The sequence below is a fragment of the Sphingomonas sp. PvP056 genome (genome assembly GCF_040549155.1).
GTDB lineage: Bacteria > Pseudomonadota > Alphaproteobacteria > Sphingomonadales > Sphingomonadaceae > Sphingomonas.
Genome location: NZ_JBEPST010000003.1, coordinates 69,970 through 93,459 on the forward strand (window position 1 = coordinate 69,970; position 23,490 = coordinate 93,459).

General features: G+C 66.2%; 31 protein-coding genes. 20 read left to right on the forward strand and 11 right to left on the reverse strand.

Features of this window, described 5'->3' with window-relative positions:
- Positions 1–86: 86 nt before the first annotated feature.
- From ABIC17_RS07930 to ABIC17_RS07950, 5 genes are all read left to right on the forward strand, one after another.
- Positions 87–338: a Rho termination factor N-terminal domain-containing protein gene (locus ABIC17_RS07930; protein ID WP_354280739.1), complete on the forward strand. Its 252-nt coding sequence runs from the start codon at positions 87–89 to the stop codon at positions 336–338.
- Between the two features lie 31 nt (positions 339–369).
- The gene (gene hisI, locus ABIC17_RS07935; protein ID WP_354280741.1) at positions 370–732 is read left to right on the forward strand and encodes a phosphoribosyl-AMP cyclohydrolase; all 363 of its coding nucleotides are present in this window, start codon (positions 370–372) and stop codon (positions 730–732) included.
- A complete protein-coding gene (locus ABIC17_RS07940) occupies positions 729–1,235 on the forward strand; it encodes a hypothetical protein (protein WP_354280742.1) in 507 nt (168 codons plus the stop codon). Before hisI ends, ABIC17_RS07940 begins: the two co-directional genes overlap by 4 nt.
- Positions 1,236–1,297: 62 nt before the next feature.
- Entirely contained in the window at positions 1,298–1,726 is a 429-nt protein-coding gene (locus tag ABIC17_RS07945; protein ID WP_354280744.1) for a MerR family transcriptional regulator, read from the forward strand.
- Positions 1,727–1,730: 4 nt separating this feature from the next.
- On the forward strand, positions 1,731–3,533 hold the full coding sequence (locus ABIC17_RS07950; RefSeq protein ID WP_354280746.1) for an acyl-CoA dehydrogenase C-terminal domain-containing protein: 1,803 nt from the start codon (positions 1,731–1,733) through the stop codon (positions 3,531–3,533).
- A gap of 48 nt (positions 3,534–3,581) precedes the next feature.
- Here ABIC17_RS07950 and ABIC17_RS07955 read toward each other — a convergent pair whose 3' ends face one another.
- The gene (locus ABIC17_RS07955; protein WP_354280748.1) at positions 3,582–4,142 is read right to left on the reverse strand and encodes a hypothetical protein; all 561 of its coding nucleotides are present in this window, start codon (positions 4,140–4,142) and stop codon (positions 3,582–3,584) included.
- Positions 4,143–4,219: 77 nt separating this feature from the next.
- Positions 4,220–4,357: a hypothetical protein gene (locus ABIC17_RS07960; RefSeq protein WP_354280750.1), complete on the reverse strand. Its 138-nt coding sequence runs from the start codon at positions 4,355–4,357 to the stop codon at positions 4,220–4,222.
- 119 nt (positions 4,358–4,476) lie between these two features.
- On the opposite strand from ABIC17_RS07960, the gene ABIC17_RS07965 reads away from it, so the two are divergent.
- Positions 4,477–4,827: an arsenate reductase gene (locus ABIC17_RS07965; protein ID WP_354280752.1), complete on the forward strand. Its 351-nt coding sequence runs from the start codon at positions 4,477–4,479 to the stop codon at positions 4,825–4,827.
- Positions 4,828–4,844: 17 nt separating this feature from the next.
- The gene (locus ABIC17_RS07970) at positions 4,845–5,126 is read left to right on the forward strand and encodes a DUF427 domain-containing protein (protein WP_354280753.1); all 282 of its coding nucleotides are present in this window, start codon (positions 4,845–4,847) and stop codon (positions 5,124–5,126) included.
- On the opposite strand, the gene ABIC17_RS07975 is transcribed toward ABIC17_RS07970, so the two are convergent.
- Positions 5,113–5,343, reverse strand: a complete 231-nt coding sequence (locus tag ABIC17_RS07975; protein ID WP_354280755.1) for a helix-turn-helix transcriptional regulator — start codon at positions 5,341–5,343, stop codon at positions 5,113–5,115. The two genes, ABIC17_RS07970 and ABIC17_RS07975, sit on opposite strands and share 14 nt — an antisense overlap.
- 2 nt (positions 5,344–5,345) lie before the next feature.
- Positions 5,346–5,768, reverse strand: coding sequence for a hypothetical protein (locus ABIC17_RS07980; protein ID WP_354280756.1), 423 nt, complete (start codon positions 5,766–5,768; stop codon positions 5,346–5,348).
- 122 nt (positions 5,769–5,890) lie between these two features.
- Between ABIC17_RS07980 and panB the strand changes: the two genes are divergently transcribed.
- From panB to der, 4 genes are all read left to right on the forward strand, one after another.
- Positions 5,891–6,757 (forward strand): 3-methyl-2-oxobutanoate hydroxymethyltransferase, encoded by an 867-nt coding sequence (panB, locus tag ABIC17_RS07985; protein ID WP_354280757.1) that lies wholly within the window; start codon positions 5,891–5,893, stop codon positions 6,755–6,757.
- A gap of 112 nt (positions 6,758–6,869) precedes the next feature.
- Positions 6,870–7,568, forward strand: a complete 699-nt coding sequence (locus ABIC17_RS07990; RefSeq protein ID WP_354280759.1) for a tetratricopeptide repeat protein — start codon at positions 6,870–6,872, stop codon at positions 7,566–7,568.
- Positions 7,565–8,917 (forward strand): PQQ-binding-like beta-propeller repeat protein, encoded by a 1,353-nt coding sequence (locus ABIC17_RS07995; protein WP_354280761.1) that lies wholly within the window; start codon positions 7,565–7,567, stop codon positions 8,915–8,917. Before ABIC17_RS07990 ends, ABIC17_RS07995 begins: the two co-directional genes overlap by 4 nt.
- Before the next feature lie 50 nt (positions 8,918–8,967).
- Positions 8,968–10,365, forward strand: a complete 1,398-nt coding sequence (gene der / locus ABIC17_RS08000) for a ribosome biogenesis GTPase Der (RefSeq protein WP_242186904.1) — start codon at positions 8,968–8,970, stop codon at positions 10,363–10,365.
- A 262-nt stretch (positions 10,366–10,627) separates the two neighbouring features.
- On the opposite strand, the gene ABIC17_RS08005 is transcribed toward der, so the two are convergent.
- Genes ABIC17_RS08005 through ABIC17_RS08035 form a run of 7 tightly spaced genes read right to left on the reverse strand, consistent with a single transcriptional unit; the run spans position 10,628 to position 15,778 of the window.
- The gene (locus tag ABIC17_RS08005; protein WP_354280763.1) at positions 10,628–11,431 is read right to left on the reverse strand and encodes a TrmH family RNA methyltransferase; all 804 of its coding nucleotides are present in this window, start codon (positions 11,429–11,431) and stop codon (positions 10,628–10,630) included.
- Positions 11,432–11,439: 8 nt separating this feature from the next.
- On the reverse strand, positions 11,440–11,712 hold the full coding sequence (locus ABIC17_RS08010) for an HPr family phosphocarrier protein (protein ID WP_354280765.1): 273 nt from the start codon (positions 11,710–11,712) through the stop codon (positions 11,440–11,442).
- Entirely contained in the window at positions 11,712–12,119 is a 408-nt protein-coding gene (locus tag ABIC17_RS08015) for a PTS sugar transporter subunit IIA (protein ID WP_354280767.1), read from the reverse strand. Before ABIC17_RS08015 ends, ABIC17_RS08010 begins: the two co-directional genes overlap by 1 nt.
- Before the next feature lie 30 nt (positions 12,120–12,149).
- A complete protein-coding gene (rapZ, locus tag ABIC17_RS08020) occupies positions 12,150–13,091 on the reverse strand; it encodes an RNase adapter RapZ (RefSeq protein ID WP_354280769.1) in 942 nt (313 codons plus the stop codon).
- A complete protein-coding gene (locus tag ABIC17_RS08025) occupies positions 13,088–13,510 on the reverse strand; it encodes an HPr kinase/phosphorylase (RefSeq protein ID WP_354280770.1) in 423 nt (140 codons plus the stop codon). The genes rapZ and ABIC17_RS08025 overlap by 4 nt, the downstream gene beginning before the upstream one ends.
- Positions 13,507–15,102, reverse strand: coding sequence for a sensor histidine kinase (locus ABIC17_RS08030; protein WP_354280772.1), 1,596 nt, complete (start codon positions 15,100–15,102; stop codon positions 13,507–13,509). Before ABIC17_RS08030 ends, ABIC17_RS08025 begins: the two co-directional genes overlap by 4 nt.
- A complete protein-coding gene (locus tag ABIC17_RS08035) occupies positions 15,071–15,778 on the reverse strand; it encodes a response regulator (RefSeq protein WP_354280774.1) in 708 nt (235 codons plus the stop codon). The genes ABIC17_RS08030 and ABIC17_RS08035 overlap by 32 nt, the downstream gene beginning before the upstream one ends.
- A gap of 167 nt (positions 15,779–15,945) precedes the next feature.
- Between ABIC17_RS08035 and ABIC17_RS08040 the strand changes: the two genes are divergently transcribed.
- The 9 genes from ABIC17_RS08040 (at position 15,946) to ABIC17_RS08080 (ending at position 23,488) form a co-directional block, all read left to right on the forward strand.
- Positions 15,946–17,580 (forward strand): phosphoenolpyruvate carboxykinase, encoded by a 1,635-nt coding sequence (locus tag ABIC17_RS08040; protein ID WP_502958438.1) that lies wholly within the window; start codon positions 15,946–15,948, stop codon positions 17,578–17,580.
- Between the two features lie 41 nt (positions 17,581–17,621).
- The gene (locus ABIC17_RS08045) at positions 17,622–18,080 is read left to right on the forward strand and encodes a hypothetical protein (RefSeq protein WP_354280778.1); all 459 of its coding nucleotides are present in this window, start codon (positions 17,622–17,624) and stop codon (positions 18,078–18,080) included.
- A gap of 41 nt (positions 18,081–18,121) precedes the next feature.
- Complete coding sequence (locus ABIC17_RS08050) at positions 18,122–18,436, forward strand: hypothetical protein (RefSeq protein ID WP_354280780.1); 315 nt, start codon at positions 18,122–18,124, stop codon at positions 18,434–18,436.
- 94 nt (positions 18,437–18,530) lie between these two features.
- Positions 18,531–19,988, forward strand: a complete 1,458-nt coding sequence (gene guaB, locus ABIC17_RS08055) for an IMP dehydrogenase (protein ID WP_354280782.1) — start codon at positions 18,531–18,533, stop codon at positions 19,986–19,988.
- A gap of 84 nt (positions 19,989–20,072) precedes the next feature.
- On the forward strand, positions 20,073–20,762 hold the full coding sequence (locus ABIC17_RS08060) for a helix-turn-helix transcriptional regulator (RefSeq protein ID WP_354280784.1): 690 nt from the start codon (positions 20,073–20,075) through the stop codon (positions 20,760–20,762).
- A gap of 84 nt (positions 20,763–20,846) precedes the next feature.
- Entirely contained in the window at positions 20,847–21,218 is a 372-nt protein-coding gene (locus ABIC17_RS08065; protein ID WP_354280786.1) for a VOC family protein, read from the forward strand.
- A 137-nt stretch (positions 21,219–21,355) separates the two neighbouring features.
- Positions 21,356–22,528 carry an RsmB/NOP family class I SAM-dependent RNA methyltransferase gene (locus ABIC17_RS08070; RefSeq protein ID WP_354280788.1) on the forward strand — a complete coding sequence of 391 codons (1,173 nt, stop codon included), beginning with the start codon at positions 21,356–21,358 and terminating at the stop codon, positions 22,526–22,528.
- A gap of 34 nt (positions 22,529–22,562) precedes the next feature.
- On the forward strand, positions 22,563–23,084 hold the full coding sequence (locus ABIC17_RS08075; RefSeq protein WP_502958439.1) for a tetratricopeptide repeat protein: 522 nt from the start codon (positions 22,563–22,565) through the stop codon (positions 23,082–23,084).
- A 71-nt stretch (positions 23,085–23,155) separates the two neighbouring features.
- Entirely contained in the window at positions 23,156–23,488 is a 333-nt protein-coding gene (locus tag ABIC17_RS08080; protein ID WP_354280792.1) for a hypothetical protein, read from the forward strand.
- Positions 23,489–23,490 lie beyond the last annotated feature (2 nt).

Here is a 23,490-nt window from a genome sequence, read left to right on the forward strand (position 1 = left end):
TTGTCACATCGTCAGGAGCGATTGGTCGCATTGGTCGTTTCCCGGGCTGCACAGGACGCAATATTGCTCGCTAGGGGAGAAGGAGCATGGCGAAGGATCACGGCCCGAGCATCAAGGACGACAAACTCTACGAGGAATTGCGTGACGACGGCGCATCGCCCGAGAAAGCCGCGCGAATCGCCAACGCCAAAGCTGCCGGGACAATCGATCATCGCGGCGGGGGCAATTTGGAGGATCGCACCAAGGACGATCTGCTCGAGGAAGCGCGCAAGATCGGGATCGAGGGCCGCTCGACGATGACCAAGGACGAACTGGTCGAGGCGATCCGCAAGGGGTGACGGACGGGAGCGACCACTGTAGGTCGTCGGCATGGCAGACCTTCGCGAAACCGGGCTTGTGCTCGACCCCAAATATGACGCCGCCGGCCTTATCACCGCGGTGGCGACCGACCGCACGACCGGCGAAATGCTGATGCTCGCGCATATGAACGCCGAGGCGCTGCGGCTGACGGTGGAAACCGGCGACGCGCATTTCTGGTCGCGCAGCCGCGGCAAGCTGTGGCGCAAGGGTGAGAGCTCGGGCCATGTGTTGCGCGTCCACGACATCCGGATCGACTGCGATCAGGACGCGATATGGCTGATCGTCGATCCCGCCGGCCCCGCGTGCCACACCGGCGAACGCAGTTGCTTCTATCGCCGGATCGAGGGCGATCAGCTCGTGCGGGTCGTTTGAAACCCGCGCTGTTCGCGGCGCTGGCAGCGCTTGCGGGGTGTCAGGGATCCCAAGCGCCGCAGCAGAAGGCGACGCCGACCGGGCTCGAGGCCGCGGCGATCCAGGCGGGGATCATTCCCGATCCCGCCAGCACCGACATCACGGGGCTTTATGCCCGTGAGGCCGACCGGGTCTGCATCGTGCCCAGCGCGACCGCCTACCGCATCGGCGTCACGATCGATTACGACGACAGCGAGCGGTGCAGCGGCAGCGGAGTCGTCACGCGCGACGGCGAGACGCTCCATGTCAGCTTCGATGCGCCACGATCGTCCAACGGGTGCCGTTTCGATGCACGCTTCGAGGGCGACCGGATCGTCTTCCCCGGACGCTTGCCGAGCGGATGTCAGGCCTTGTGCCAGGATCGCGCCTCGATTGCAGGGCTAGCGCTCGATCGACTGAGCGACTCCGTGTCCGAGGCCGCCACGCTGCGTGGCCCGCGCGGCAAGCTGCTGTGCGGACCCTGAAGGTCACCCAACACCCGCATCGTGTATTGACGTTCACGTAAAGGGCAACTACCTTACCCTGCATGAGCACCGGTGCCGCCTACGCCCTCATCGATCGCCATCCGACACGCGATCATTTCTCCATCTCCGACCTGTCGGCGGAATTCGACGTGACCGCGCGTGCGTTGCGCTTCTACGAGGATGAAGGCCTGATCGCGCCCGAGCGGCGCGGGACGACTCGCATCTATTCGCAGCGCGACCGGGCACGGCTCGCGTGGATCCTGCGCGGCAAGCGCGTTGGCTTCTCGCTCGGCGAGATCCGCGAGATGATCGACCTGTACGACATCGGCGATGGTCGAAAGATTCAGCGCCAGACGACGATCGAGCGCTGTCGCGACCGGATCGCGCTGCTGACCGCGCAGAAACGCGACATCGACGCGGCGATCCACGAACTCGACGACTTCGTCACCCTGCTCGAAACCCATGGCTCATCCGGCCAGATGAAGGACTGAACCCATGCCCCAGTATACGCCCCCCGTCCGCGACACGCGCTTCATCCTCGATCACGTGATCGGCCTGCAGAGCCACGCCAATCTCCCCGGCTTCCAGAACGCGACCCCCGATGTGGTCGACGCGGTGCTCGAAGAGGGCGGCAAGTTCGTCGCCGAAGTGCTGTTCCCACTCAACTATTCGGGCGACCAGGAAGGCTGCGTCCGGCATGACGACGGTTCGGTCACGACCCCCAAGGGCTTCAAGGAAGCCTATCAGGCGTTCGTCGAATCGGGCTGGGGCACGCTCAGCGCACCCGAGGAATTCGGCGGGCAGGGGATGCCGCACGTCGTCTCGACCGCGTTCCAGGAATATATGATCTCCGCCAACATGGCGTTCGCCATGTATCCCGGTCTGTCGCACGGCGCGATTGCAGCGCTGCTGGTCAAGGGCTCGGACGAGCAGAAGGCAAAGTACGTCCCCAAGATGGTCAGCGGCGAATGGGGCGGGACGATGAACCTGACCGAACCGCAATGCGGCACCGACCTCGGCCTGATCCGCACCCGCGCCGAGCCGCAGGCGGACGGCTCCTATGCGATCACCGGCACCAAGATCTTCATCTCGTCGGGCGAGCATGACCTGACCAGCAACATCATCCACCTCGTGCTGGCGAAGACGCCGGGCGCGCCCGAAAGTTCGAAGGGCATTTCGCTGTTCGTGGTGCCCAAGTTCATGGTCGGCGACGACGGCGCGATCGGGGAGCGCAACGCGGTCACCTGCGGCTCGATCGAGCACAAGATGGGGATCCACGCCAATTCAACCTGCGTGATGAACTATGACGGCGCGATCGGCTGGCTCGTCGGCGAGGAAATGAAGGGCCTCGCCGCTATGTTCATCATGATGAACGCCGCGCGTCTGGGCGTGGGCTTGCAGGGCCTCGGCGTCGCCGAAGTCGCCTATCAGAATGCAGTCCAATATGCGCAGGACCGCCGCCAGGGCCGTTCGCTCACCGGCGCGAAGGAGCCGGGCGAGAAGGCGGACACGCTGTTCGTCCACCCCGACGTCCGCCGGATGCTGATGGAGTCGAAGGCGCTGACCGAGGGCCTTCGCGCACTCTGCCTGTGGGGCGCGCTTCAGGCCGATCTCGAACATGCCGCGGTCAGCGACGAAGAGAAGCAGCTCGCGGGCGATCTGCTCGGGCTGCTGACGCCGGTCATCAAGGGCTATGGCACCGACAAGGGCTATGACATCGCGACCAACGCGCAGCAGGTGTACGGCGGCCACGGCTACATCGCCGAATGGGGCATGGAGCAGTACGTCCGCGATGCGCGGATCGCGATGATCTACGAAGGCACCAACGGCGTGCAGGCGATGGATCTGGTCGGCCGCAAGCTCGCGCAGAACGGCGGACGCGCGGTGCAGGCGCTGTTCAAGGTGGTGGCCGAGGAAGTCGCTGCCGGGAAGGCCGATCCCGCGACCGCCGTGTTCGCCGGCGCACTGGAGAAGGCGAATGGCGAGCTCCAGCAGGCGACCGTCTGGTTCATGCAGAACGGCATGCAGAACCCCGACAACGTCGGCGCGGGCGCGCACAGCTACATGCATCTGATGGGGATCGTCGCGGTCGGGCTGATGTGGCTGCGGATGGCAGTCGCCGCGACCAGGCTCAAGGCAGCGGGCGAGGGGGACCTGAAGTTCCTCGACGCCAAGCTGATCACCGCACGCTATTTCGCCGAGCGCGTGATGCCCGAGGCTGGCGCACTGCGCCGCAAGATCGAGGGCGGGTCCGAAGCGCTGATGGCGCTGGCACCGGAGATGTTCGAGGCGGCTTGATCGATACTCCCGGAGCGCGCCGTGTCCCTTCCTGTGATACGGCGCGTTTCAGGGTAGCTGGCGTTCCCAGTCTTCGCGCTGCTTCTCCTGCTGGGCAAGCGGTGGAACGCCGCTCGCTTCCCGCAGGGCATCACTGAGCAGGTTTCGTCGATACGGTTCCTGCGTCCATTTGCTGCCGGGCGGATGGTTGAACTGCGTCCCATAAACTTGCGGCTGGCCGATGCGCTGCAGATACCGGTCGAGCGTCGCGGCGGAAATCCACACCGCGTCCGCCTTGCCCCGCGCCACCGCGACGACCGCGAGCGTATGCGCCTTCAGGAAATCGTCGGGCGTTTCCCCGTGCTGAAAGACGTAAGCGGCGTGATAGAAGTCGTCGGCGCTGGCGAGCCTTCCCGCGTCGAGCAGCGCCTGAGTCTGTTCCCGTCGCGCGCGATCCGCAGGGAGAACGATCTTCCAGTCGATTGTCCGGGGGGTATCCCGTGCGGCCTGATCGGCGTCGTAGATTGCGGTCATTGTCGGGTTGGTCGTCGGTTGGGGGCTGGCGGGCGGGGACGGAACCTGCGCCGTTGCGGTTCCTGCGGTCAGAACCAAAGTCGCTAGTAAAGACATGATGTTCTCCTACCGATGCGGCGGTAGCGATCGGCGCGAGGAACGTCGTCAATCGGCCTGGTGCCGGGGTGGATCGACTACCGGCCGCTATAGCCGTCGGCGACGCCGTGCACGAAATCGGGAAGGCCAGCGATGCAGCCGATCGCCAGCGCTACAATAACTGCTAGCCGCCAGTAGTTTGCCGGCGTTTCACGCTTTTCAGATTCAGGCCGCATCGTTCCTCCGCACCGTGCAAGGTTCCCGTTTCGCACCATGCCACTGGCGTGGCACAGATAAACGCGTCTACCTTCGCATCCTGCTGTCCCGCAGCCTGCAAAGCAATCAGGATTCCCCAATGCCCGCAACCCTCTACGGCATCCCAGCCTGCGACACCGTCAAGAAAGCCCGCACCTGGCTAGACACCAACGGCGTCCCCTACACCTTCCACAACTACAAGACCGCCGGCGTAGACCCCGCGCTCCTGCGCGCATGGATCGAAAAGCTCGGCTGGGAAACCGTCCTCAACCGCGCCGGCACCACCTTCCGCAAGCTCCCCGACGCCGACAAGACCGACCTCGACGCCGACAAGGCGCTCGCGCTCCTGCTCGCCAACCCCTCCGCCATCAAACGCCCGATCCTCGTCAAGGACGACGTGCTGCTGGCAGGCTTCAAGCCCGATACCTATGTTGAGGCCCTCAAGCCCTGACCTGAAGGACCAAGCACATGCCGACCGCACGCTGGAACGGAGCCGTGATCGCCCAGTCGGACGAGACGGTGATCATCGAGGGCAACCATTATTTCCCCGCCGACAGCATCGTCGCCGACCTGTTCGAACCGAGCGCGACGCATTCGCATTGCCCGTGGAAGGGCGACGCGAGCTACAAGACGCTCGTCGTCGACGGCAAGCGCAACGTCGACGCGGCATGGTATTACCCCGACCCCAAGCCCAAGGCCGCCGAGATCAAGGACCGCTTCGCCTTCTGGAAGGGCGTCACGGTCGACTGACCGCGTCCCCGTCCCACTGGAACACCGCGTCGAGCGGTTTGCCGAACACCTGCGCGATCCGGAACGCAGCCTCGAGCGTCGGGGAATATTTCCCCGCCTCGATCGCTGCGACGGTCTGGCGCGTCATCCCGATGCGCGCCCCGAGCTCGGCCTGAGTCATCTCACCCGCCATGAACCGCAGCAGGCGGATCTGGTTGGTGATGGGCATCCGCGCCATGCTCAGCCGCGCGTCCGATAGCCCACGATCTCGAAGAGGCAGCGCGTCAATTCGCCAAGCACCACCGCGGCAAGCACCGCATTGATCAGCACGGCCTGGTTCGCCCCGAAGAATAATGTCGCCAGCGCGGCAAACACCCCGGCCAGCAGCACCGGATAGGCAAAGGCGACTGCGCGCCCGGCGATCCGCACGTCGCGTTCGTCGCTCGGTGCCTGCGCGTCGCGCACGTTGGTGATCGCGACGATGATGGTCGCGACGGTCATCAGGCACGTCAACACTAGTACCGCGGTCAGGATCCCCGCAGCGTCGGCAACCCCGAGCGAGGTCGGCGTCCGTTGCAGCACCAGCACGATGAAGAAGTACGGCCCATAGGCGACCGTGATCCCGCCCAACGACACCCACGAAAGCTTTTCCCGGAACGACATAGCGACCCCCATGTTCAAAGCAGTACGCACAATGTCAACCAAACCGAACATGGAGTCAAGCCAGCTTCCCACCAAGGCGACACGCTGGCGCGCACAAAAGCAATCGGCTAGGTCTCACGCCCATGTCCACGACCTTCACGATCGACACCGCGACCAGCCGCGCCAACCCGACGCCAGCGCCGATGAAGCGCCTCACCGTCCCCGCGATCCGCGCGAGCAAGGGGAAGGGCGGCGACCCGCTGGTGATGCTCACCGCTTATACCGTCCGCACCGCGCAGCTGCTCGATCCGCATTGCGACATGCTGCTGGTCGGCGACAGTCTGGGGCAGGTGGTCTACGGCCTGCCGTCGACCATTCCCGTCACGCTCGAGATGATGGCGGCGCACGGCGCAGCAGTGGTGCGCGGCAGCTATCATGCGGTCGTCGTCATCGACATGCCGTTCGGCAGCTATGAGGCATCGCCTGAGAAAGCGTTCGAAAGCGCCGCCTATTTGCTCAAGCAGACCGGCGCGGCGGCGGTGAAGCTCGAAGGCGGCACCGCGATGGCGCCGACCGTCCGTTTCCTGAGCGAACGCGGGATCCCCGTCGTCGGGCACGTCGGGCTCACCCCGCAGGCGGTCAACGCGCTCGGCGGTTACGGCGCGCGCGGACGCAGCACGGCGGAGTCCGAGAAGATTGTCGCGGACGGCGTCGCGATCGCCGAGGCCGGTGCCTTCGCATTGGTGATCGAGGGCGTGGTCGAGCCGATCGCAATCGAACTGACCCGGAAAGTCGCCTGCCCGACGATCGGGATCGGCGCTTCCGTGCAGTGCGACGGACAGGTGCTCGTCACCGAGGACATGCTCGGCCTGTTCGAGCGCACCGCGCGCTTCGTGAAGAAATACGATGATCTCGGTGGCCGTATTTCCGCCGCAGCCGCGACCTATGCGGCAGAGGTTCGTTCGCGCGCCTTTCCGGGGGCCGAACAGATTTACGCACCGAAGGATTAAGTCCGATCCGTTTCCGCACCGTACCATAGCGTAACGTTTGCCCGCTTTTGTTTAGGCGGGCGCGCCGCTAAGGTCCGCACCTTCCCGCCCCGATCCGATGGAGTTTCCCCAAGTGGCCGTGCCACCCAACACCGATGCCGCATTCCTCCGGGAAGTCGACGAGGAACTCCGCCGCGAGCAGATGGCGACCGCCTGGCGCCGTTATGGCATCGCCGCGATCGCGATCGTCGTCCTGATCGTCCTCGGCTTTGGCGGATGGCAGATCTACCGCGCGCATCAGCAATCCGTCGCCGGCGACGAGGGCGAGGCGCTGAGCAAGGCGTATGAGGACGCCGGCGCACGCCGTCCGGCCGCCGCCACCGAACTCGGGTCGCTCGCGGGTTCGAACGTGAAGGGCTATCGCGCGCTTGCGTTGATGAGCCAGGCCGACCTGCTGCTCCAGAAGAACGACTTGCGCGGTGCCGCCGCCAAGTTCGCGGAAGTCGCCAACGACGGGTCGATCGGCCAGCCGTTCCGCGATTTGGCGCTGATCCGCCAGACCAGCGCCGAGCTCGACACGATCAAGCCCGACGTCGTGGTTTCGCGGCTTCGCGGGCTCGCGGTCAAGGGCAATCCGTGGTTCGGCAGCGCAGGCGAGATGGTCGCCGTGTCCTATCTCAAGATGGGCCGTCGCGATCTTGCAGGCACCCTCTACGGCCAGATCGCGCGCGAGCCCGATGTGGCCGAATCGGTTCGGCAACGTGCTGTTCAGATGGCGGGCGTATTGGGGGTTGATGCTGTGAATCAGCCGAAGGAACAGAAATCGCAATGAAGATGACCAATCGAGTCCTGCTGGTCGCGGTCTCCGCCATCGCGCTCAGCAGCTGCGCGACCTTCAAGGGGAAGAAGAAGACCCCGGTCCTCGGCAACCGCATCGCGATTCTCCAGGGCGAGAATAGCGTCGTCGCGGACAAGACGATCGGTGAGGTCCAGGTCGCCGTACCCCCGGCAACGACCAACGACAGCTGGGCACAGCCCGGCGGCAGTTCGTCCAAGTCGATGGGCCAGCTGACGCTCGGCACGTCGCTCAGCCGCGCCTGGAGCGTCGAGATTGACGGCGGCAGCAACCGCCAGCGGCTCGGGGCTGCGCCGGTCATCGGCGGCGGCAAGCTGTTCGCGATCGACGTCAACGCGACCGTCCACGCTTACTCGGCCAGCACCGGCGCGTCCGCCTGGGAAGCCAGCATCGCGACGACCGACAAGAAGGCGCGCAGCGCGCGCTTCGGCGGCGGCGTCAGCTTCGACGACGGCAAGGTCTTCGCGACCGACGGTCTCGGCGACGTCGTCGCGCTCGATGCGACGAGCGGCAAGGAATTGTGGCGCGCCAAGCCCGGTGCTCCTTTGCGCGGTGCACCCTCGGTCGCCAATGGTCAGGTCTATGTGCTGAGCCAGGACAACCAGCTCTACGTGCTGTCGCAGACGGATGGCACGGTCGTCTGGACCGCCTCGGGCTCGATCGAGACGCAGGGCGTCTTCGGCGTCGCAGCCCCCGCGGTCAGCCAGGGCACCGTCGTCGCGGGCTTCTCCTCGGGCGAACTCAACGCCTATCGTTACGAGAATGGCCGCACCTTGTGGCAGGATGCGCTGTCGCGCTCGTCGATCTCGACCTCGGTGTCGTCGCTTGCCGATATCGACGCGGATCCGGTGATCGATCGCGGGATCGTCTTCGCGGTCGGGCAGGGCGGTCGCATGGTCGCGCTCGAGATCGTTTCGGGCCAGCGGCTGTGGGAGCAGAATTTCGCGGGCATCTCGACCCCGTGGGTCGCGGGCGAATGGGTGTTCATCGTGACCGACGACGCGCGCCTCGTCTGCCTCGCACGCGCGACCGGCAAGGTGCGGTGGATCAGCCAGCTCCGGCACTTCGAGAGCGAGAAGATCCAGAAGGACGGCACGATCAAGGACAAGAAGAAGGCCAATGCGATCACCTGGTACGGCCCGGTGCTCGCAGGCGGTCGTCTGGTCCTGACCAACTCGCTCGGTGAGATCGTCTCCGCCTCGGTCGAGGACGGCAAGCTCGGGACGGTGATCGAATCGAAGGCCCCGTTCACGCTGCCGCCGGTCGTTGCCAATTCGACGCTCTATGTGCTCGACCAGAAGGGCCGTTTGGCCGCGTACAAGTAACCTTGTTACGGCGGGGTGACGAAGACGTGCGCTTGCCCTAAGGGGAGCCCATGTCCAGTCTCCCTGTGGTCGCTATTATCGGCCGGCCGAACGTCGGCAAGTCGACGCTCTTCAATCGTCTCGTCGGAAAGAAACTCGCGCTCGTCGACGATCGCCCCGGCGTGACCCGTGATCGGCGCGAGGGGGCGGCGACGCTTGTCGGGCTTGATTTCCGCGTCATCGACACCGCCGGATACGAGGACAAGGACGCCGCCTCCTTGCCCGGCCGGATGCGTGCGCAGACCGAGGCCGCGGTCGCGCAGGCCGACGTCGCCTTGTTCCTGTTCGATTCGCGCGCGGGCATAGTCCCGCTCGACGAGGAAATCGCGCGCTGGCTGCGCGGGTCGACCACGCCGGTCATCTTGGTCGCCAACAAGGCCGAGGGCAAGGCCGGGGCCGACGGCATCCTCGAGTCGCTCTCGCTCGGTTTCGGCGATCCGGTCGAATTGTCGGCGGAGCACGGAGAGGGCCTCGTCGAACTATTCGACGCGCTGCTCCCCTTCATCGAGCCCGAGAAGGACGCCGCGGGCGACGACATTCCCAATGCCGACGTCGATGAGGAATATGCCCCCGACGCGCCGCTCAAACTCGCGATCATCGGGCGTCCGAACGCGGGCAAATCGACGCTGATCAACCGCATCCTCGGCGAAGACCGTCTGATTACCGGCCCCGAAGCGGGCATCACGCGCGATTCGATCGCGGTCGACTGGATCTGGCACGACCCCGAGCGCGAGCCCGGCGAGGATGCGCGGAAAGTCCGGCTGATCGACACCGCAGGGATGCGCAAGCGCGCCAACGTGCAGGACAAGCTCGAGAAGCTGTCGGTCGCCGACGCGCTCCACGCGATCGATTTCGCCGAAGTCGTCGTGCTGCTGCTCGATGCTACGCGCGGGCTCGAATCGCAGGATCTCCGCATCGCCGACGCCGCGCTCCAGGAAGGCCGTGCGCTGATCGTCGCGATCAACAAATGGGACGTGGCGGAGAATGCCTCCAGCCTGTTCAACGGCATCCGCACCGCGCTCGAGGACGGCCTCAGCCAGATCAAGGGCATGCCGGTGCTGACCGTCTCGGCGGCGACCGGCAAGGGACTCGACACTTTGCTCAAGGTCGCGTTCGACACGCGCGATGCGTGGTCGCGCCGCGTCGGCACAGGCGAACTCAACCGCTGGTTCGAACGCGCGGTCGAGGCCAACCCGCCGCCCGCGCCCGGGGGCAAGCGAATCAAGCTGCGCTATCTGACGCAGGCGAAGACGCGCCCGCCGGGCTTCGTCCTGTTCGGCACGCGAGTCGACCAGTTGCCGACGAGCTATCAACGCTATCTGATCAACGGCATTCGGCGGGATCTCGGGTTCGGTGCGGTACCGGTGCGCCTCACGCTCCGCGCGCCGAAGAACCCGTTCGACCGGTAGGCGGAATTGAAGGCGGAAAACGGGTAAGGGTTTATCCTCGTCCGTTCCCCTTCAAACGAACGCATCCATCGCGACGCGGCGGACCCTGACACGGGTTTAGGGTGACACCGCGTGGGGGCACGCCGGAGTTCTCATATCAGCCGTCATGCTGAACTTGTTTCAGCATCCACCGTGCAACGTGCCCGGACCGTCTTCTTGGCGCGGTGGACCCTGAAACGAGTTCAGGGTGACGCCGGTGTGGAATCGCCGGAGCTTGTAGACGTCACCCCTCCGGCTGCGCGCCCAGCACCTGATACGCCATCACCGCAGTCGCGACCGCGGCGTTGAGGCTGTCCGCCTTGCCAAGCATCGGGATCTTGACCAGCGTATCGCATTCCGCGGCGTACGCGTCCGGCATCCCCTGTGCTTCGTTGCCGGTCAGCAGGAAGGTCGGTGTCCGATACGCCGCCGCGCGGTAATCGGTCGTTGTGTCGAGGCTCAGCCCGACCAACTGGCCAGCCCCGCCGCGCAGCCACGGCACGAACGCCTCCCATTCGCATTGCACGACCGGCACCGTGAACAGCGCCCCCATGCTCGCGCGCACCGCCTCGACCGAGAAGGGGTCAACGCATTCGCCGATCAGGATCAGCCCGCCCGCACCGACTGCGTCGCCGGTCCGCAGGATCGTCCCCAGATTGCCCGGGTCACGCATCCGCTCGGCGACGAGCCAGATCGCCGCGGAATCACGGTCGAGGCTGTCGAGCGTGCGGGAGAACTCCGCGAACACGCCGACCACCGCCTGCGAATTGTCCTTGCCCGACAGTTTGGACAGGATGTCGGGTACGGTTTCGATCGCTTCGCCCCCGGCCGCCTCGACCGCGTCGACCAGCGCCAGCACCAGCGGGTGCGCCGCGCTGTCGCGTGCGAAGAACAGGAATTCGGGAATACGCCCGGCTTCGCGCGCTTCGGTCAGGATGCGCAGGCCTTCAGCAAGGAACAGACCTTCCTCGCGGCGATGCCGCTTTTCGCGCAGCGATCGCATCCGCTTGATCAGCGGGTTGGAATAAGCGGTAATTTCACGGGGCATTGCGGCGTTCAATCCTCGCCGAACTTGGCCTCGACCAGTTCGCAAAGCGCACTGACGGCAGTTTCGGCATGCTCGCCATCGGCCGAGATGACGATCGTGTCGCCCATCGCCGCGCCCAGCATCATCAGGCCCATGATCGACGTTCCCGTCACCGATCCTGCACCGTCCTTCTCGACGTGCAACTCGCACGGCTGCGTGGCGGCGAGCGTGACGAACTTGGCACTGGCGCGTGCGTGGAGGCCACGACGGTTGGTGATGAGGACGCTGCGGGTGACCGACATCAGGCGGCTGCCTCGCCCAGAACCTCGGACGCGACCGAGATATACTTCCGTCCAGCCTCACGCGCGGCGGCGACTGCGTCGACCACCTTCATCGCCTTGCGCGCGGATTCGAGCCGGATCAGCATCGGCAGGTTGATGCCCGCGATCACTTCGATCCGCCCGCGTTCGAGCAGCGAGATCGCGAGGTTGGACGGCGTACCCCCGAACAGGTCGGTCAGCAGGATCACGCCCCGCCCGGCATCGACCGCAGCGATCGCGCTGGCGATGTCGTTGCGGCGTTCCTCCATGTCATCCTCGGGACCGATGCAGACCGTTGCGACGCGCTCCTGCTTGCCGACGACATGCTCCATCGCCGTCACGAATTCTTCGGCCAGCCGGCCATGCGTCACGAGAACCAGCCCGATCATCGTACCGCCCCAATCATGCAACCGCCCATTTCACGCTACTGCCGTTCCGTCTTGCTGGCGATCATCGGGCACCCCTTCGAGCGAGTCCTGGGGGGCGGCGGCGAGATCGCGGTGGGTAACCGTGGGCGAAAATCCGGCGTTGCGCAACCGCGCCGCGACGCGTTCGGTGACATGGACCGAGCGGTGTCTCCCCCCGGTACACCCGAAGGCGACGGTCAAATAGGACTTGCCTTCAGCACGGTACCGCGGAAGCAGCAATTCGAGCAGCTCCTCGATCCGCCCGACCGCCGCCTCATAGGCAGGGTCCTCGGCGACATAGGCCGAGACGTCGGCATCGAGCCCCGTACCGGGGCGCAGCGCGGGAACCCAGTGCGGATTGCGCAGGAAGCGCATGTCGAACACCAGATCCGCACCGCGCGGCACACCGCGCGCGAACCCGAACGACATGATCGCCAGCGTCGGCCCGTCCTGATGCTCGCGCGAGAAGGTGTCGCGGACCTGTTGCGCAAGCTGGTTGGCGGTCAGGTCGGTCGTATCGATCAACCGGTTGGCCCAGCGCCTGAGCGGCGCGAGCAAATCGCGCTCGCGCGCGATCCCGTCGGCGGCGGGGCGATCGAGCGCGAGCGGATGGCGTCGTCGCGTCTCCGAATAGCGCCGCTCGAGTTCGCCGCCCGCACAATCGAGGAACAGCGTGCCGACGTCATGGCCATAGGCTTCGCGCAAATGTTTGATGCGATCGACGATCCGGTCCGAGTCGAAATCGCGAGTCCGTGCGCCGATGCCGATCGCGAGCGGCTGGCGGGATTGCTCCGCCCCCATTGGCAACGGCGAACTGAGCAACCGGTCGAGCAGCGGCAAGGGGAGGTTGTCGACCACTTCCCAACCGAGATCCTCGAGCGTGCGAAGCACGGTCGACTTGCCCGCACCGGACAGGCCGGTGACGAGCAGGATTTCCTTGGGGTCAAGCGTCATGCCGTCTCTCTAGCGTGCCGCAGCGCCAATTCCACCTTGATCGGTGCCGAAAGCTCGAATGGGTCGATCGCGACCTCGTGGATCGCAATACCATGATAGTCGGCGCGCGTCTGTGACGGCATCCGTTCGACCGGTCGGTCGAGCCGAACCGCAAGCATTACCGGTACGTTACCCACCCGGTCGAGCGCAACGATCCCGAGCCCGCGGACCTCGATCTTGCCCGAAATCGTCGGCGGCGCATTTGCGATCAGTTGTCCGTCCAATGGCGTCAGCAGCGTATAGTCATCGCTTACCAACGTCGCCCCGCGATCGATCAGCCGCAGCGCCAGATCCGACTTGCCCGACCCGGACGGACCGAGCAGCAACACCGCCGCGCCGTCGATCGCCACCGTGGTGGCATGAATCGGCGGCGTGCTCACCGCGCTTCACCGACGGGCAGGCACACCACGAACCGTGCGCCGGTCACGCCGCCACGTCGTGCTTCGGCGGTGATCTGCCCCTGATGTGCCTCGACGATCGTCCGCGCGATCGCGAGGCCCAGCCCCGAATGCTTGCCGAACGCCTCGTCGGCGGGTCGCAGCGACTGGAAGCGCTGGAACACCTTCTCGCGTGCGTCCGCGGGAACGCCGGGGCCTTCGTCCTCCACCTCGATCACGATGGTATCGGTCTCGCGCGACATGGTGATGCCGATCGTGCCCCCTTCGGGCGAGAAGGATACGGCATTGTCGATCAGATTGTCGATCACGCGTTCGAGCCGCCCGCCTTCGCCCATCACGACGAACCCTGTGCCGCCTTCGTCGTGCAGGTCGAGCCGCAGCCGGATCGCGCGGTCGACGCCGCGTTCCTCGCGCCCGGCGATCAGCGCGGCGATCATCGTGCGCAGATTGACTGGCTCGAACTTGGCGCGGCTTAGTTGTGCGTCGAGCCGCGACGCTTCGGCAATGTCGGTGATGAGCCGGTCGAGCCGGTGGACGTCGTCGCGCACGATCGCGAGCAGGCGCTCCTGCAGTTCGGGGTCCTTGACCAGTGCGAGGCCCTCGACCGCCGAGCGGAGCGATGCGAGCGGGTTCTTCATCTCGTGCGTCACGTCCGCCGCGAACGCCTCGATCGCGTCGATCCGCGCGCGCAGGGCAAGGCTCATGTCCGACAGCGCCCGTGCAAGCATCCCGATCTCGTCGCGGCGATAGGGTAGGCGGGGCACGACCACTTCGCGCGCCCGGCCCATCCGCACCCGCACTGCGGCATAGGCCAGCCGGCGCAGCGGTCGCACGATCGTCCGCGCGAGGAACAGCGACAGCAGGACCGAGACGATCGATACGATCATCAGTACGATGCCGAGCCGGAAGCGTTCGACCCGCACGGTCTGGGTGATGTCGCGAACATTGTTGGTGGTCATCACCACCCCGCCGTGCGGCAACTGTGCCGCGGCGGTGATGACGGGCGTGCGGTCGGGCGCGCGCCACACCGTCGCGGCCCCCGTGGTGGTCGCGCGGACCGTGCGCACGTCGGGCCAGTTGAGGCCCGAGCGATGCTCTCGGTACAGAGGCGCGCGCGGCGTACCGACGACCGTGTCGATGATCGCGTCGAGGATGCGCGCGGACTCCTGGCCGCCGTCCTGCTTGTCCGGGTCCTGCAGCACGAAATTGCGCAAGCCAAGCGTGCGCGTATCGATCACGGGCAAGTCGCGATCGTCGTAGATCCGCAACCGCGCACCGGTCGCGCGCGCGAGCCGCAGCGCCAGATCGGTGCGCTGGTCATCGGGCACCGAGACCAGCGCCTCGGCGACCAGCCGGGCTTCGCGGATGGATTGCCGCACGCGGTCGTCGACGATCCGGCTCCGGTACGAATCGAGGTAGAAGAACCCGCCTGCGAGCATCGCCAGCGCGAAGACGTTGACGAACAGGATCCGCGGGGTGAGCGAGACCCGTGCAGACCAGCGGAGCGACAGCGCGCGGGCATCCTCCTCGCGCGCGGGCTCGTCATTCCTCGGAGAATCGATAGCCCGCTCCATAGAGTGTCTCGATCGCGTCAAAGCTGGCGTCAACTTGCCGGAACTTGCGCCGAACGCGCTTGATATGGCTGTCGATCGTGCGGTCATCGACGTAAATGTCGTCATGATACGCCGCATCCATCAGCTGGTTGCGGGTCTTCACGATCCCCGGGCGCTGCGCCAGCGTCTCGAGGATCAGGAATTCGGTGACGGTCAGCGTGACCGGCGCACCGTCCCAGGTCACGCGGTGACGCGCCGTATCCATCGCAAGCCGCCCGCGCGTCAGGCTGGTTTGCGCTGCCGCTTCTTCGGTCCCCGCGCCGCCTTGCGAGACTTCGGCACGGCGCAGGATTGCGCGAATCCGGGCGATCAGAAGGCGTTGCGAGAAGGGCTTGGCGATATAATCGTCCGCCCCCATCGCGAGCCCCAGCGCCTCGTCGAGTTCGTCGTCCTTCGACGTCAGGAAGATCACCGGCACCATGCTCTTCTCGCGCAGCCGGCGCAGCAGTTCGAGCCCGTCCATCCGCGGCATCTTGATGTCGAGGATCGCAATGTCGGGCGGATTGTCGATCAGTGCCTTGAGCGCGGTTTCGCCATCCGAATAGAGCCGGGTGACGAAACCCTCGGCCTGCAGCGTGATCGACACCGATGTCAGGATGTTACGGTCGTCATCGACCAGGGCAATCGTTGCCGTCATCGGCGGAGGGGCCTCGTGTCGTTGGGGATCCGGCCTAATCCATTACGCTGCCAGCCTCAATCCACGCTGAACAAAGCTGTCCCACATTGCGCGCCGTCGTCGATCGTGCCCGTTTGACCGCAGAACGGCCCGGCGATATGCGGCGAGGAACCGATGCCGCCCCCATGATGGTCGGCACAGTAGGAGAGAATGTTGTGAGTGACCGCATCCCCGTTGCGGGGCTTGACGCGCAGGGTATCGAGACCCGCGCGAGCCTGCACTGGAACCTCGTTACCGCGCGCCTGATCCAGGCCGCCATCTCGCGTGGCGAAGGAAAACTGTCCGCCGACGGTCCGCTGGTCGTCGAGACGGGCGCGCATACCGGGCGTTCGGCGCAGGACAAGTTCATCGTCCGCGATGCCGAAACCGAATCGACCGTGTGGTGGGGCAAAAGCAACAAGGCAATGTCGCCTGAGCATTTCGCCGCGCTGAAGGCGGATTTCCTCGCGGCGCTCCGCCACAAGGAAGACCTGTTTGTCCAGGATCTGTTCGGCGGGTCGCAGCCCGAGCACCGCGTGAAGGTGCGCGTCGTCAACGAACTCGCGTGGCACAACAGCTTCATCCGCACGATGCTGGTCCGCCCGGAGGAATCGGAGCTGCGCGATTTCGTGCCCGATTACACGATCATCGATCTCCCGAGTTTCCGCGCCTCGCCCGAGCGCCACGGTTGCCGCAGCGAGACCGTGATCGCGGTCAACTTCACCGAGAAGCTGATCCTCATCGGCGGGACGCGCTACGCCGGCGAAATGAAGAAGTCGGTGTTCAGTCTGCTCAATTACCTCCTCCCGCCGACCGGGGTGATGCCGATGCACTGCTCGGCCAACATGGGGCTGGATGGCGACACGGCGGTGTTTTTCGGCCTGTCGGGGACGGGCAAGACGACGCTCAGCGCCGACGCGAGCCGCACGCTGATCGGCGATGACGAGCACGGCTGGTCGGACACCGCGGTCTTCAATTTCGAGGGCGGCTGTTACGCCAAGATGATCCGCCTGTCGGCTGACGCGGAACCCGAGATTTTTGCGACGACCAAGCGGTTCGGGACGATCCTGGAGAATGTCGTGATGGACCCGGTGACGCGTCAGCTTGACCTCGACGACGCGAGCCTCGCCGAGAACAGCCGCGGGGCCTATCCGATCGACTTCATCCCCAATGCGTCCGAAAAGAACATGGGGCCGGTGCCGCGCAACATCGTGATGCTGACCGCGGACGCCTATGGGATCCTGCCGCCGGTCGCGAAGCTAACACCGGAACAGGCGATGTACCACTTCCTCTCGGGGTATACGGCACGCGTGGCTGGCACCGAAATCGGCGTGACTGAGCCGGACGCGACCTTCTCGACGTGCTTCGGCGCGCCGTTCATGGCGCGGCATCCCTCGGTTTACGGCAATCTGCTCAAGGAGCGGATCGCTAAAGGCGGGGTCGATTGCTGGCTGGTCAACACCGGCTGGACTGGCGGCAAGTACGGCGTAGGCAGTCGCATGCCCATCAAGGCGACGCGCGCGCTGCTGAATGCGGCGCTGGACGGTAGCCTCAACGATGCCGAGTTCCGGACCGACCCGAACTTCGGGTTCAAGGTGCCGGTCGCGGTGCCGGGGGTCGACAGCGCGATCCTCGACCCGCGCGCGACCTGGGCGGACAAGGAGGCGTATGACGCCACCGCGGCAAGGCTGGTCGATCTGTTCGTTGAAAACTTCGCGCAGTTCGCAGAGCATGTCGACGAAGGCGTGCGCCAATCGGCGCCAAAGGTCCACGCGCCGGCCTGATCCGCCCGGGAACCGGAACCGGCCACTTCGCGGAGGTTCCGATGCCGACTGGCGATCCAGAACCAAGACTGTTCCCCGATGACGCCGCGATCCGGCGCATCGGGAAAGGCTTGCTTGCCTGCACGCTACCCAAGGCGGACTGGACGCACGAGGCGCATATCGCCGCGACGTGCTGGCTGCTGCGCGATCGGCCGGATGTAGACGTCGATGCGGAGATCGGGGGCTTCATCCGCCGCTACAACGCAGCGGTTGGCGGCGTGAACGATGATACCAGCGGCTATCACGCGACGATCACGCGGAGCTTCGTCGCGGGTATCCAGTCTTATCTCTCACTTTCGGCTCCCGAGGCATCGCTGGCGGTGACCGTCAATACGCTGCTGCTGCGCGCGGAGGGGCAGCGCGACTGGCCGCTCCGCTTCTATTCGCGCGAACGGCTGTTTTCGGTGGCAGCACGGCGCGATTTCGTCGCACCCGATCTCGCCCCGCTGCCGGGTGCGTGATAGGCGCGCGGTCGGAGTTAAGCAGCGTAGAGGACGGATCGATGGGAATGCTCGACGGCGTGCTGGGACAGGTGCTGCAAAATGTCGACGTGGCGACGCTCGCCGCCAAGGTCGGTCTGACCCCGCAACAGGTCGAGGCCGCCTTGCAGGCGCTGGGGCAGGCGCACGCCGCGCCGGGGGATACCGTCGGCACCGCAGCCGCAAGCACCGGGCTTTCCCCCGCGACGCTGCAGCAGCTCCTTCAGATGATCGGTGGCGAGGAAACGCTCGCCAAGGTCGCGGCGATGCTCGACGCGCAGGGCGGGGTGCTCGGGCAGCTCGGCACGCTCGCTTCGGGGTTCTTCGCCAAGCGCTGACGCAAATCCCGGCGCTGCACTGGCGCTTTGCGGGGTCGGCGGTTACATGGACCGCCACGACTCGCTTTTCTCTTCCCGCGCAGGACCGGCACCCATGGACATTCGCCTCGGACTCACTTTCGACGATGTCCTCTTGGTGCCTGCTGAATCGGACATCGTCCCGAGCCAGACCAACACCGCGACCCGCGTGACGCGCGGCATCTCGCTCGACATTCCGATCCTCTCGTCCGCGATGGACACCGTGACCGAAGCCGACATGGCGATCGTCATGGCACAGCTTGGCGGCATCGGCGTGCTCCACCGCAACATGGAAGTCGACGAACAGGTCGCGGCGGTGCGTGCGGTCAAGCGGTTCGAAAGCGGCATGGTGGTCAATCCGATCACGATCGAGCCGCACGCAACGCTGGCGGACGCGCAGGCGTTGATGAAGCATCACCGGATCAGCGGCATCCCGGTCGTCCGCGCGGACGGCGTGCTCGTCGGCATCCTCACCAACCGCGACGTCCGCTTCGCCGAGAACCCGCGCCAGCCGGTTTCCGAGCTGATGACGCATGAAAATCTCGCGACGGTTTCGCCGGGCGTGACGCAGGAAGAGGCGCGTCGCCTGCTTCACCAGCGCCGGATCGAGAAGCTGCTCGTCGTCGACGAGGCGTATCGCTGCATCGGCCTCATCACCGTCAAGGACATCGAAAAGGCCGTCACTTACCCGAACGCGACCAAGGACGCCGCCGGGCGGCTCCGCGTGGCCGCCGCGACGACGGTCGGCGACAAGGGGTTCGATCGCACCGCCGCGCTGGTCGATGCCGAGCTCGATCTCGTCGTCATCGACACAGCGCACGGCCACAACCGCGACGTCGCGCGCGCGGTCGAGCGGGTCAAGAAGCTCAGCAATTCGGTCCAGGTGATCGCGGGCAACGTCGCCACCGCGGAAGCCACGCGTGCGCTGATCGATGCGGGCGCGGACGGGATCAAGGTCGGGATCGGCCCGGGCTCGATCTGCACCACGCGCGTCGTCGCGGGCGTCGGCGTGCCGCAGCTCACCGCGGTCATGGATTGCGCCGAAGTCGGCCAGAAGATGGGTGTGCCGGTCATCGCGGACGGTGGACTGCGCACCTCGGGCGATCTGGCGAAGGCACTCGCGGCGGGCGCGTCGGCGTGCATGATCGGCTCGCTGCTCGCGGGCACCGAGGAAGCACCGGGCGACACCTTCCTGTTCCAGGGCCGCGCGTACAAGTCGTATCGCGGGATGGGCTCGGTCGGCGCGATGGGCCGCGGCTCGGCGGATCGCTATTTCCAGGGCGATATCAAGGATCAGATGAAGCTCGTTCCCGAGGGGATCGAAGGCCAGGTCGCGTTCAAGGGCCCGGCGCGCGACGTGATCCACCAGCTCGTCGGCGGCATCCGCGCGGCGATGGGCTATACCGGCTCGTCGAGCATCACCGCGTTGCAGGAGCGCGCGCGCTTCGTCCAGATCACGGGTGCTGGCCTCAAGGAAAGCCATGTCCACGACGTCGACATCACGCGCGAGGCCCCCAATTACCCGACGCGGTAAGGGGAGTCCTCGAACGACCAGCGGCCTCGGCCACCCCTGACAGGCACCTGATTTGACGGTAAGCGTGGGCAAAGAGAACCGCTCATGTCTCGCGCGCACCGCCTCCTCGACCTGATCCAGGTACTTCGGCAGCATCGGCGACCGATCGCGGGTGCCGTGCTCGCCGAGGACCTTGGCGTATCCTTGCGCACCGTTTATCGCGACATCGAGAGCCTGCGGGCGCAGGGCGCGGATATCGCGGGGGAAGCGGGCCTTGGATATATGCTCAGGCCGGGGTTTCTGCTGCCGCCGCTGATGTTCTCCGAGGAGGAAATCGAGGCCCTTGTGCTTGGTTCCAGGTGGGTTTCGGAACGCGCGGACGGGATGCTCGGCGTGGCCGCCCGCAACGTGCTCGCAAAGATCGGCGCGGTCCTGCCCGACGACCTCAAGGCGAACATCGACGCATCGGGCCTGCTGATCGGTCCCGGAGAGCCGATCGCCGCGCGCGACGGCGATCTTGTGGCGATCCGCCAAGCGATCCGGTCCGAACACAAGCTTCAGATCGGCTATGCCGACGAACACGATAGGCCGACCGATCGCATGATCTGGCCGATCGCGCTCGCTTTCTATGATCGGGTGCGCGTGCTCGTCGCCTGGTGCGAGTTGCGCGGCGGCTACCGGCATTTCCGGATCGACCGCATTCGCACGATCCGATCCGACGCCGCGCGCTATCCGGATCGTCGCGCGCGGCTCCTCAAGGCGTGGCACGCGCTGCAGGGCGTTCCCGAACAGTGACTGCTGACAGAGACTGACAGCAGCGCGTCGTAGCTTCCCCGCACCGGCACCCATCCCGAGTGCCGCTACGCTGGGGGAGTTTCCATGCCCGACTTTACATTCCTGCTACTGTACGTCCGCGACCATATCGCGAGTGCCGCTTTCTATCGCGACATGCTCGGCCTGCCGATCGTCGAGCAAAAGGCGGACGTCGCGATCCTGCCATTGCGGGAAGGGGTCATGCTCGGCCTGTGGTTGCAGGAGACCGTCGAACCCGCGAGCACCGGGCAGCCCGGCGGCAGCGAGATTGCCTTCGCTGTCGCCGACGCAGCCGCGGTGGAGGCGACTCATGCCGATTGGTCCCGACGCGGCATCGCCATCCTCCAGGCCCCGACCCTCATGCGCTTCGGCATGACCTTCGTCGCGCGCGACCCTGACGGTCACCGGCTGCGCGTGTTCGCACCCCCGGCTGCCTGACGCATCGCCCGGATGGCCACCGTCTGGGCGGCCATCCGTGGCTCCCCGGGAGAGCCTTGCCCGGGGAAAGTTTCCCGAAGCCGCCAAATTGATCTACGGGCGTCTGTTCACACCGAACCACCCCGGAAAGACTGCCAATGACCCCCGCCGCAAGAACCCAGGCCGCAATCGAGCTGCTCGACGAGATCATCGTCGCCGCGCGCGATTCCGGCGCAGCGGCGGATACGCTGGTCGCGCGCTATTTCGCCAACCGCCGTTATGCCGGGAGCAAGGACCGCCGCGCGGTGCGTGAACTGGTCTATGCCGCGATCCGCACGATCGGCGAACGCCCGCGCTCGGGCCGCGCCGCGATGCTCGCGCTCGCCGCCGAGGATCCGGACCTCGCCGCGACCTTCGACGGCGTAGGCCACGGCCCGGCCAAGATCGGCGACGGCGAGAGCAAGTCGTTTCCCGGCGTCGCGCCCAACTGGCTGCTCGAACGCCTCCGGGCTTCGGGGCTCGACGATGCCGAATTCCCCGCGCTGATTGATCGCGCTCCGCTCGACGTTCGCGTCAACCGCGCCAAGGCGGGCGATCTGGTCGTCGAAGGATCGGAGCCGATCGCAGGCTTGACCGATGCGCTGCGGCTTACCGCCGGGACGGATGTCGACAAGATGGAAGGCGTGCCGGAAGGCGCGCTGGAAGTGCAGGACGCGGGGAGCCAGATGGTCACGCTCGCGGCAGAGGCAAAGACGGGCCAGCGGATCGTCGACCTGTGCGCAGGCGCGGGCGGCAAGACGCTCGCGCTGGCGGCGGCAATGGGCGGGGAGGGCGTGATCCTCGCGACCGATACCGATCGCAACCGCCTGTCACGGCTCGCGCCCCGCGCCGAGCGCGCCGACGCGGCGATCATCGAGACGCGGCTGCTCAATCCGGGACGCGAGGCCGAGATGCTGGAAGACTGGGGCGGCAGTGCGGATTGCGTGCTGATCGATGCGCCCTGTTCGGGTACCGGTACTTGGCGGCGCAATCCCGAGGCGCGCTGGAGGCTGAGCCCCGAACGGCTCGACCGGCTGGTGGCGACGCAGCAGCACGTCCTGGCGATCGGCGCGGATCTGGTCCGGCCCGGCGGCGCGCTGGTCTATATCGTCTGTTCGCTGCTCGACGAGGAGGGGGCCGGGCAGGTCGCTGCGTTCCTAGCGGATCACGCCGGCTGGCATGCCGAGCCGCTCGCGTTACCCGCCGGGCGCGCGCATGGTGCCGGGGTCCGGCTCACCCCTGCGCACGACGCGACCGACGGGTTTTTTGTCGCGCGATTAACTCGCGGGTGATACCGCTGTGCGCGTGACGAAGCTGGAGTATCTCATGCGCTACACCCCCGTTGCGATCGCCGCCGCGATGACGCTGCTGACGATCGGAACCGCCGTTCAGGGCCAGCGCGCCGAGGATGCGATCGACGCGCGCTCGCTGGCGTTGCTGACGAAGGGCCGGGCGTTGCAGGCGTCGGGTAATCTCGATGGCGCAACCGACATGCTGGAAAGCGCTGTTGCGGTCGATCCGCGCAACCGCGATGCGTTCACGGCGCTCGGGCAGGTCGCGCAATCCCGCGCGCTTCCGGGCAAGGCGATCCGGCTGTACCGTGAGGCCTTGTCGCTCGACCCCAACGATATCGCGGCCTTGCGCGGGCAGGGCGAGGCGCTAGTCGCACGCGGCGCGGTGCAGCGCGCGCGCGAGAACCTCGCCAAGATCCGCACCGTCTGTGCCAAGCGTGCTTGCCCCGAGATCGCCGCGCTGACCGCGACGATCGCCAAGGGCCCGCCGATTGTGACGGCGGCCGCCGCAACTGTCGTGCCCCCGCCCGCCGGGACGCCGACCGCGAAGGACTAGAGCAGTGGCATAGCCGCAACCGCGGCAGACAATGTACGAGTTCGCGTAAAGCGTCGATTGCACTCAACGGAGTGGTCATGCGCGCGGATACAGCAGCTCGATCCATCGTGTTCGTCTTGAAGGTCGGCCCGTTGCTGCTGATCGAAGTCATGTATCTCGCATTGATTCTGACGGTCGACCTGGTCGACGCGGAGCAATATCTGAGCGGCGCTCGCGCGGGTTTGGTCGATTGGCCGGCACTCGGCCAACCGGCAATGGTGCTGCGGGCCTGCGCGCTGATCGCATGTTCCAGCCTGTTCGCCGTGGCATTCATGCATGTCGGGGGCGACCGCCTGGCGAACGTCCGTCGGCCAGTTTTCGTGGTACCAGCAATGATCTTCTGGGTTGTCCTGTTACTCGTCTGACT

What these genes read in the sequence shown, in the direction of transcription:
- rapZ (WP_354280769.1), bottom strand. Translation starts at nt 13,091, where the DNA reads ATGACGCTTGACCCCAAGGAAATCCTGCTCGTCACCGGCCTGTCCGGT.
- ABIC17_RS07950 (WP_354280746.1), top strand. Translation starts at nt 1,731, where the DNA reads ATGCCCCAGTATACGCCCCCCGTCCGCGACACGCGCTTCATCCTCGAT.
- ABIC17_RS07975 (WP_354280755.1), bottom strand. Translation starts at nt 5,343, where the DNA reads ATGGCGCGGATGCCCATCACCAACCAGATCCGCCTGCTGCGGTTCATG.
- ABIC17_RS08005 (WP_354280763.1), bottom strand. Translation starts at nt 11,431, where the DNA reads ATGCCCCGTGAAATTACCGCTTATTCCAACCCGCTGATCAAGCGGATG.
- ABIC17_RS08015 (WP_354280767.1), bottom strand. Translation starts at nt 12,119, where the DNA reads ATGATCGGGCTGGTTCTCGTGACGCATGGCCGGCTGGCCGAAGAATTC.
- ABIC17_RS07930 (WP_354280739.1), top strand. Translation starts at nt 87, where the DNA reads ATGGCGAAGGATCACGGCCCGAGCATCAAGGACGACAAACTCTACGAG.
- ABIC17_RS08065 (WP_354280786.1), top strand. Translation starts at nt 20,847, where the DNA reads ATGCCCGACTTTACATTCCTGCTACTGTACGTCCGCGACCATATCGCG.
- ABIC17_RS08040 (WP_502958438.1), top strand. Translation starts at nt 15,946, where the DNA reads ATGGTCGGCACAGTAGGAGAGAATGTTGTGAGTGACCGCATCCCCGTT.
- ABIC17_RS08030 (WP_354280772.1), bottom strand. Translation starts at nt 15,102, where the DNA reads ATGGAGCGGGCTATCGATTCTCCGAGGAATGACGAGCCCGCGCGCGAG.
- ABIC17_RS07945 (WP_354280744.1), top strand. Translation starts at nt 1,298, where the DNA reads ATGAGCACCGGTGCCGCCTACGCCCTCATCGATCGCCATCCGACACGC.
- guaB (WP_354280782.1), top strand. Translation starts at nt 18,531, where the DNA reads ATGGACATTCGCCTCGGACTCACTTTCGACGATGTCCTCTTGGTGCCT.
- ABIC17_RS07960 (WP_354280750.1), bottom strand. Translation starts at nt 4,357, where the DNA reads ATGCGGCCTGAATCTGAAAAGCGTGAAACGCCGGCAAACTACTGGCGG.
- ABIC17_RS07955 (WP_354280748.1), bottom strand. Translation starts at nt 4,142, where the DNA reads ATGTCTTTACTAGCGACTTTGGTTCTGACCGCAGGAACCGCAACGGCG.
- ABIC17_RS08045 (WP_354280778.1), top strand. Translation starts at nt 17,622, where the DNA reads ATGCCGACTGGCGATCCAGAACCAAGACTGTTCCCCGATGACGCCGCG.
- ABIC17_RS07970 (WP_354280753.1), top strand. Translation starts at nt 4,845, where the DNA reads ATGCCGACCGCACGCTGGAACGGAGCCGTGATCGCCCAGTCGGACGAG.
- ABIC17_RS08050 (WP_354280780.1), top strand. Translation starts at nt 18,122, where the DNA reads ATGGGAATGCTCGACGGCGTGCTGGGACAGGTGCTGCAAAATGTCGAC.
- ABIC17_RS08035 (WP_354280774.1), bottom strand. Translation starts at nt 15,778, where the DNA reads ATGACGGCAACGATTGCCCTGGTCGATGACGACCGTAACATCCTGACA.
- hisI (WP_354280741.1), top strand. Translation starts at nt 370, where the DNA reads ATGGCAGACCTTCGCGAAACCGGGCTTGTGCTCGACCCCAAATATGAC.
- ABIC17_RS07965 (WP_354280752.1), top strand. Translation starts at nt 4,477, where the DNA reads ATGCCCGCAACCCTCTACGGCATCCCAGCCTGCGACACCGTCAAGAAA.
- panB (WP_354280757.1), top strand. Translation starts at nt 5,891, where the DNA reads ATGTCCACGACCTTCACGATCGACACCGCGACCAGCCGCGCCAACCCG.
- ABIC17_RS08075 (WP_502958439.1), top strand. Translation starts at nt 22,563, where the DNA reads ATGCGCTACACCCCCGTTGCGATCGCCGCCGCGATGACGCTGCTGACG.
- der (WP_242186904.1), top strand. Translation starts at nt 8,968, where the DNA reads ATGTCCAGTCTCCCTGTGGTCGCTATTATCGGCCGGCCGAACGTCGGC.
- ABIC17_RS08010 (WP_354280765.1), bottom strand. Translation starts at nt 11,712, where the DNA reads ATGTCGGTCACCCGCAGCGTCCTCATCACCAACCGTCGTGGCCTCCAC.
- ABIC17_RS08070 (WP_354280788.1), top strand. Translation starts at nt 21,356, where the DNA reads ATGACCCCCGCCGCAAGAACCCAGGCCGCAATCGAGCTGCTCGACGAG.
- ABIC17_RS07995 (WP_354280761.1), top strand. Translation starts at nt 7,565, where the DNA reads ATGAAGATGACCAATCGAGTCCTGCTGGTCGCGGTCTCCGCCATCGCG.
- ABIC17_RS07980 (WP_354280756.1), bottom strand. Translation starts at nt 5,768, where the DNA reads ATGTCGTTCCGGGAAAAGCTTTCGTGGGTGTCGTTGGGCGGGATCACG.
- ABIC17_RS08060 (WP_354280784.1), top strand. Translation starts at nt 20,073, where the DNA reads ATGTCTCGCGCGCACCGCCTCCTCGACCTGATCCAGGTACTTCGGCAG.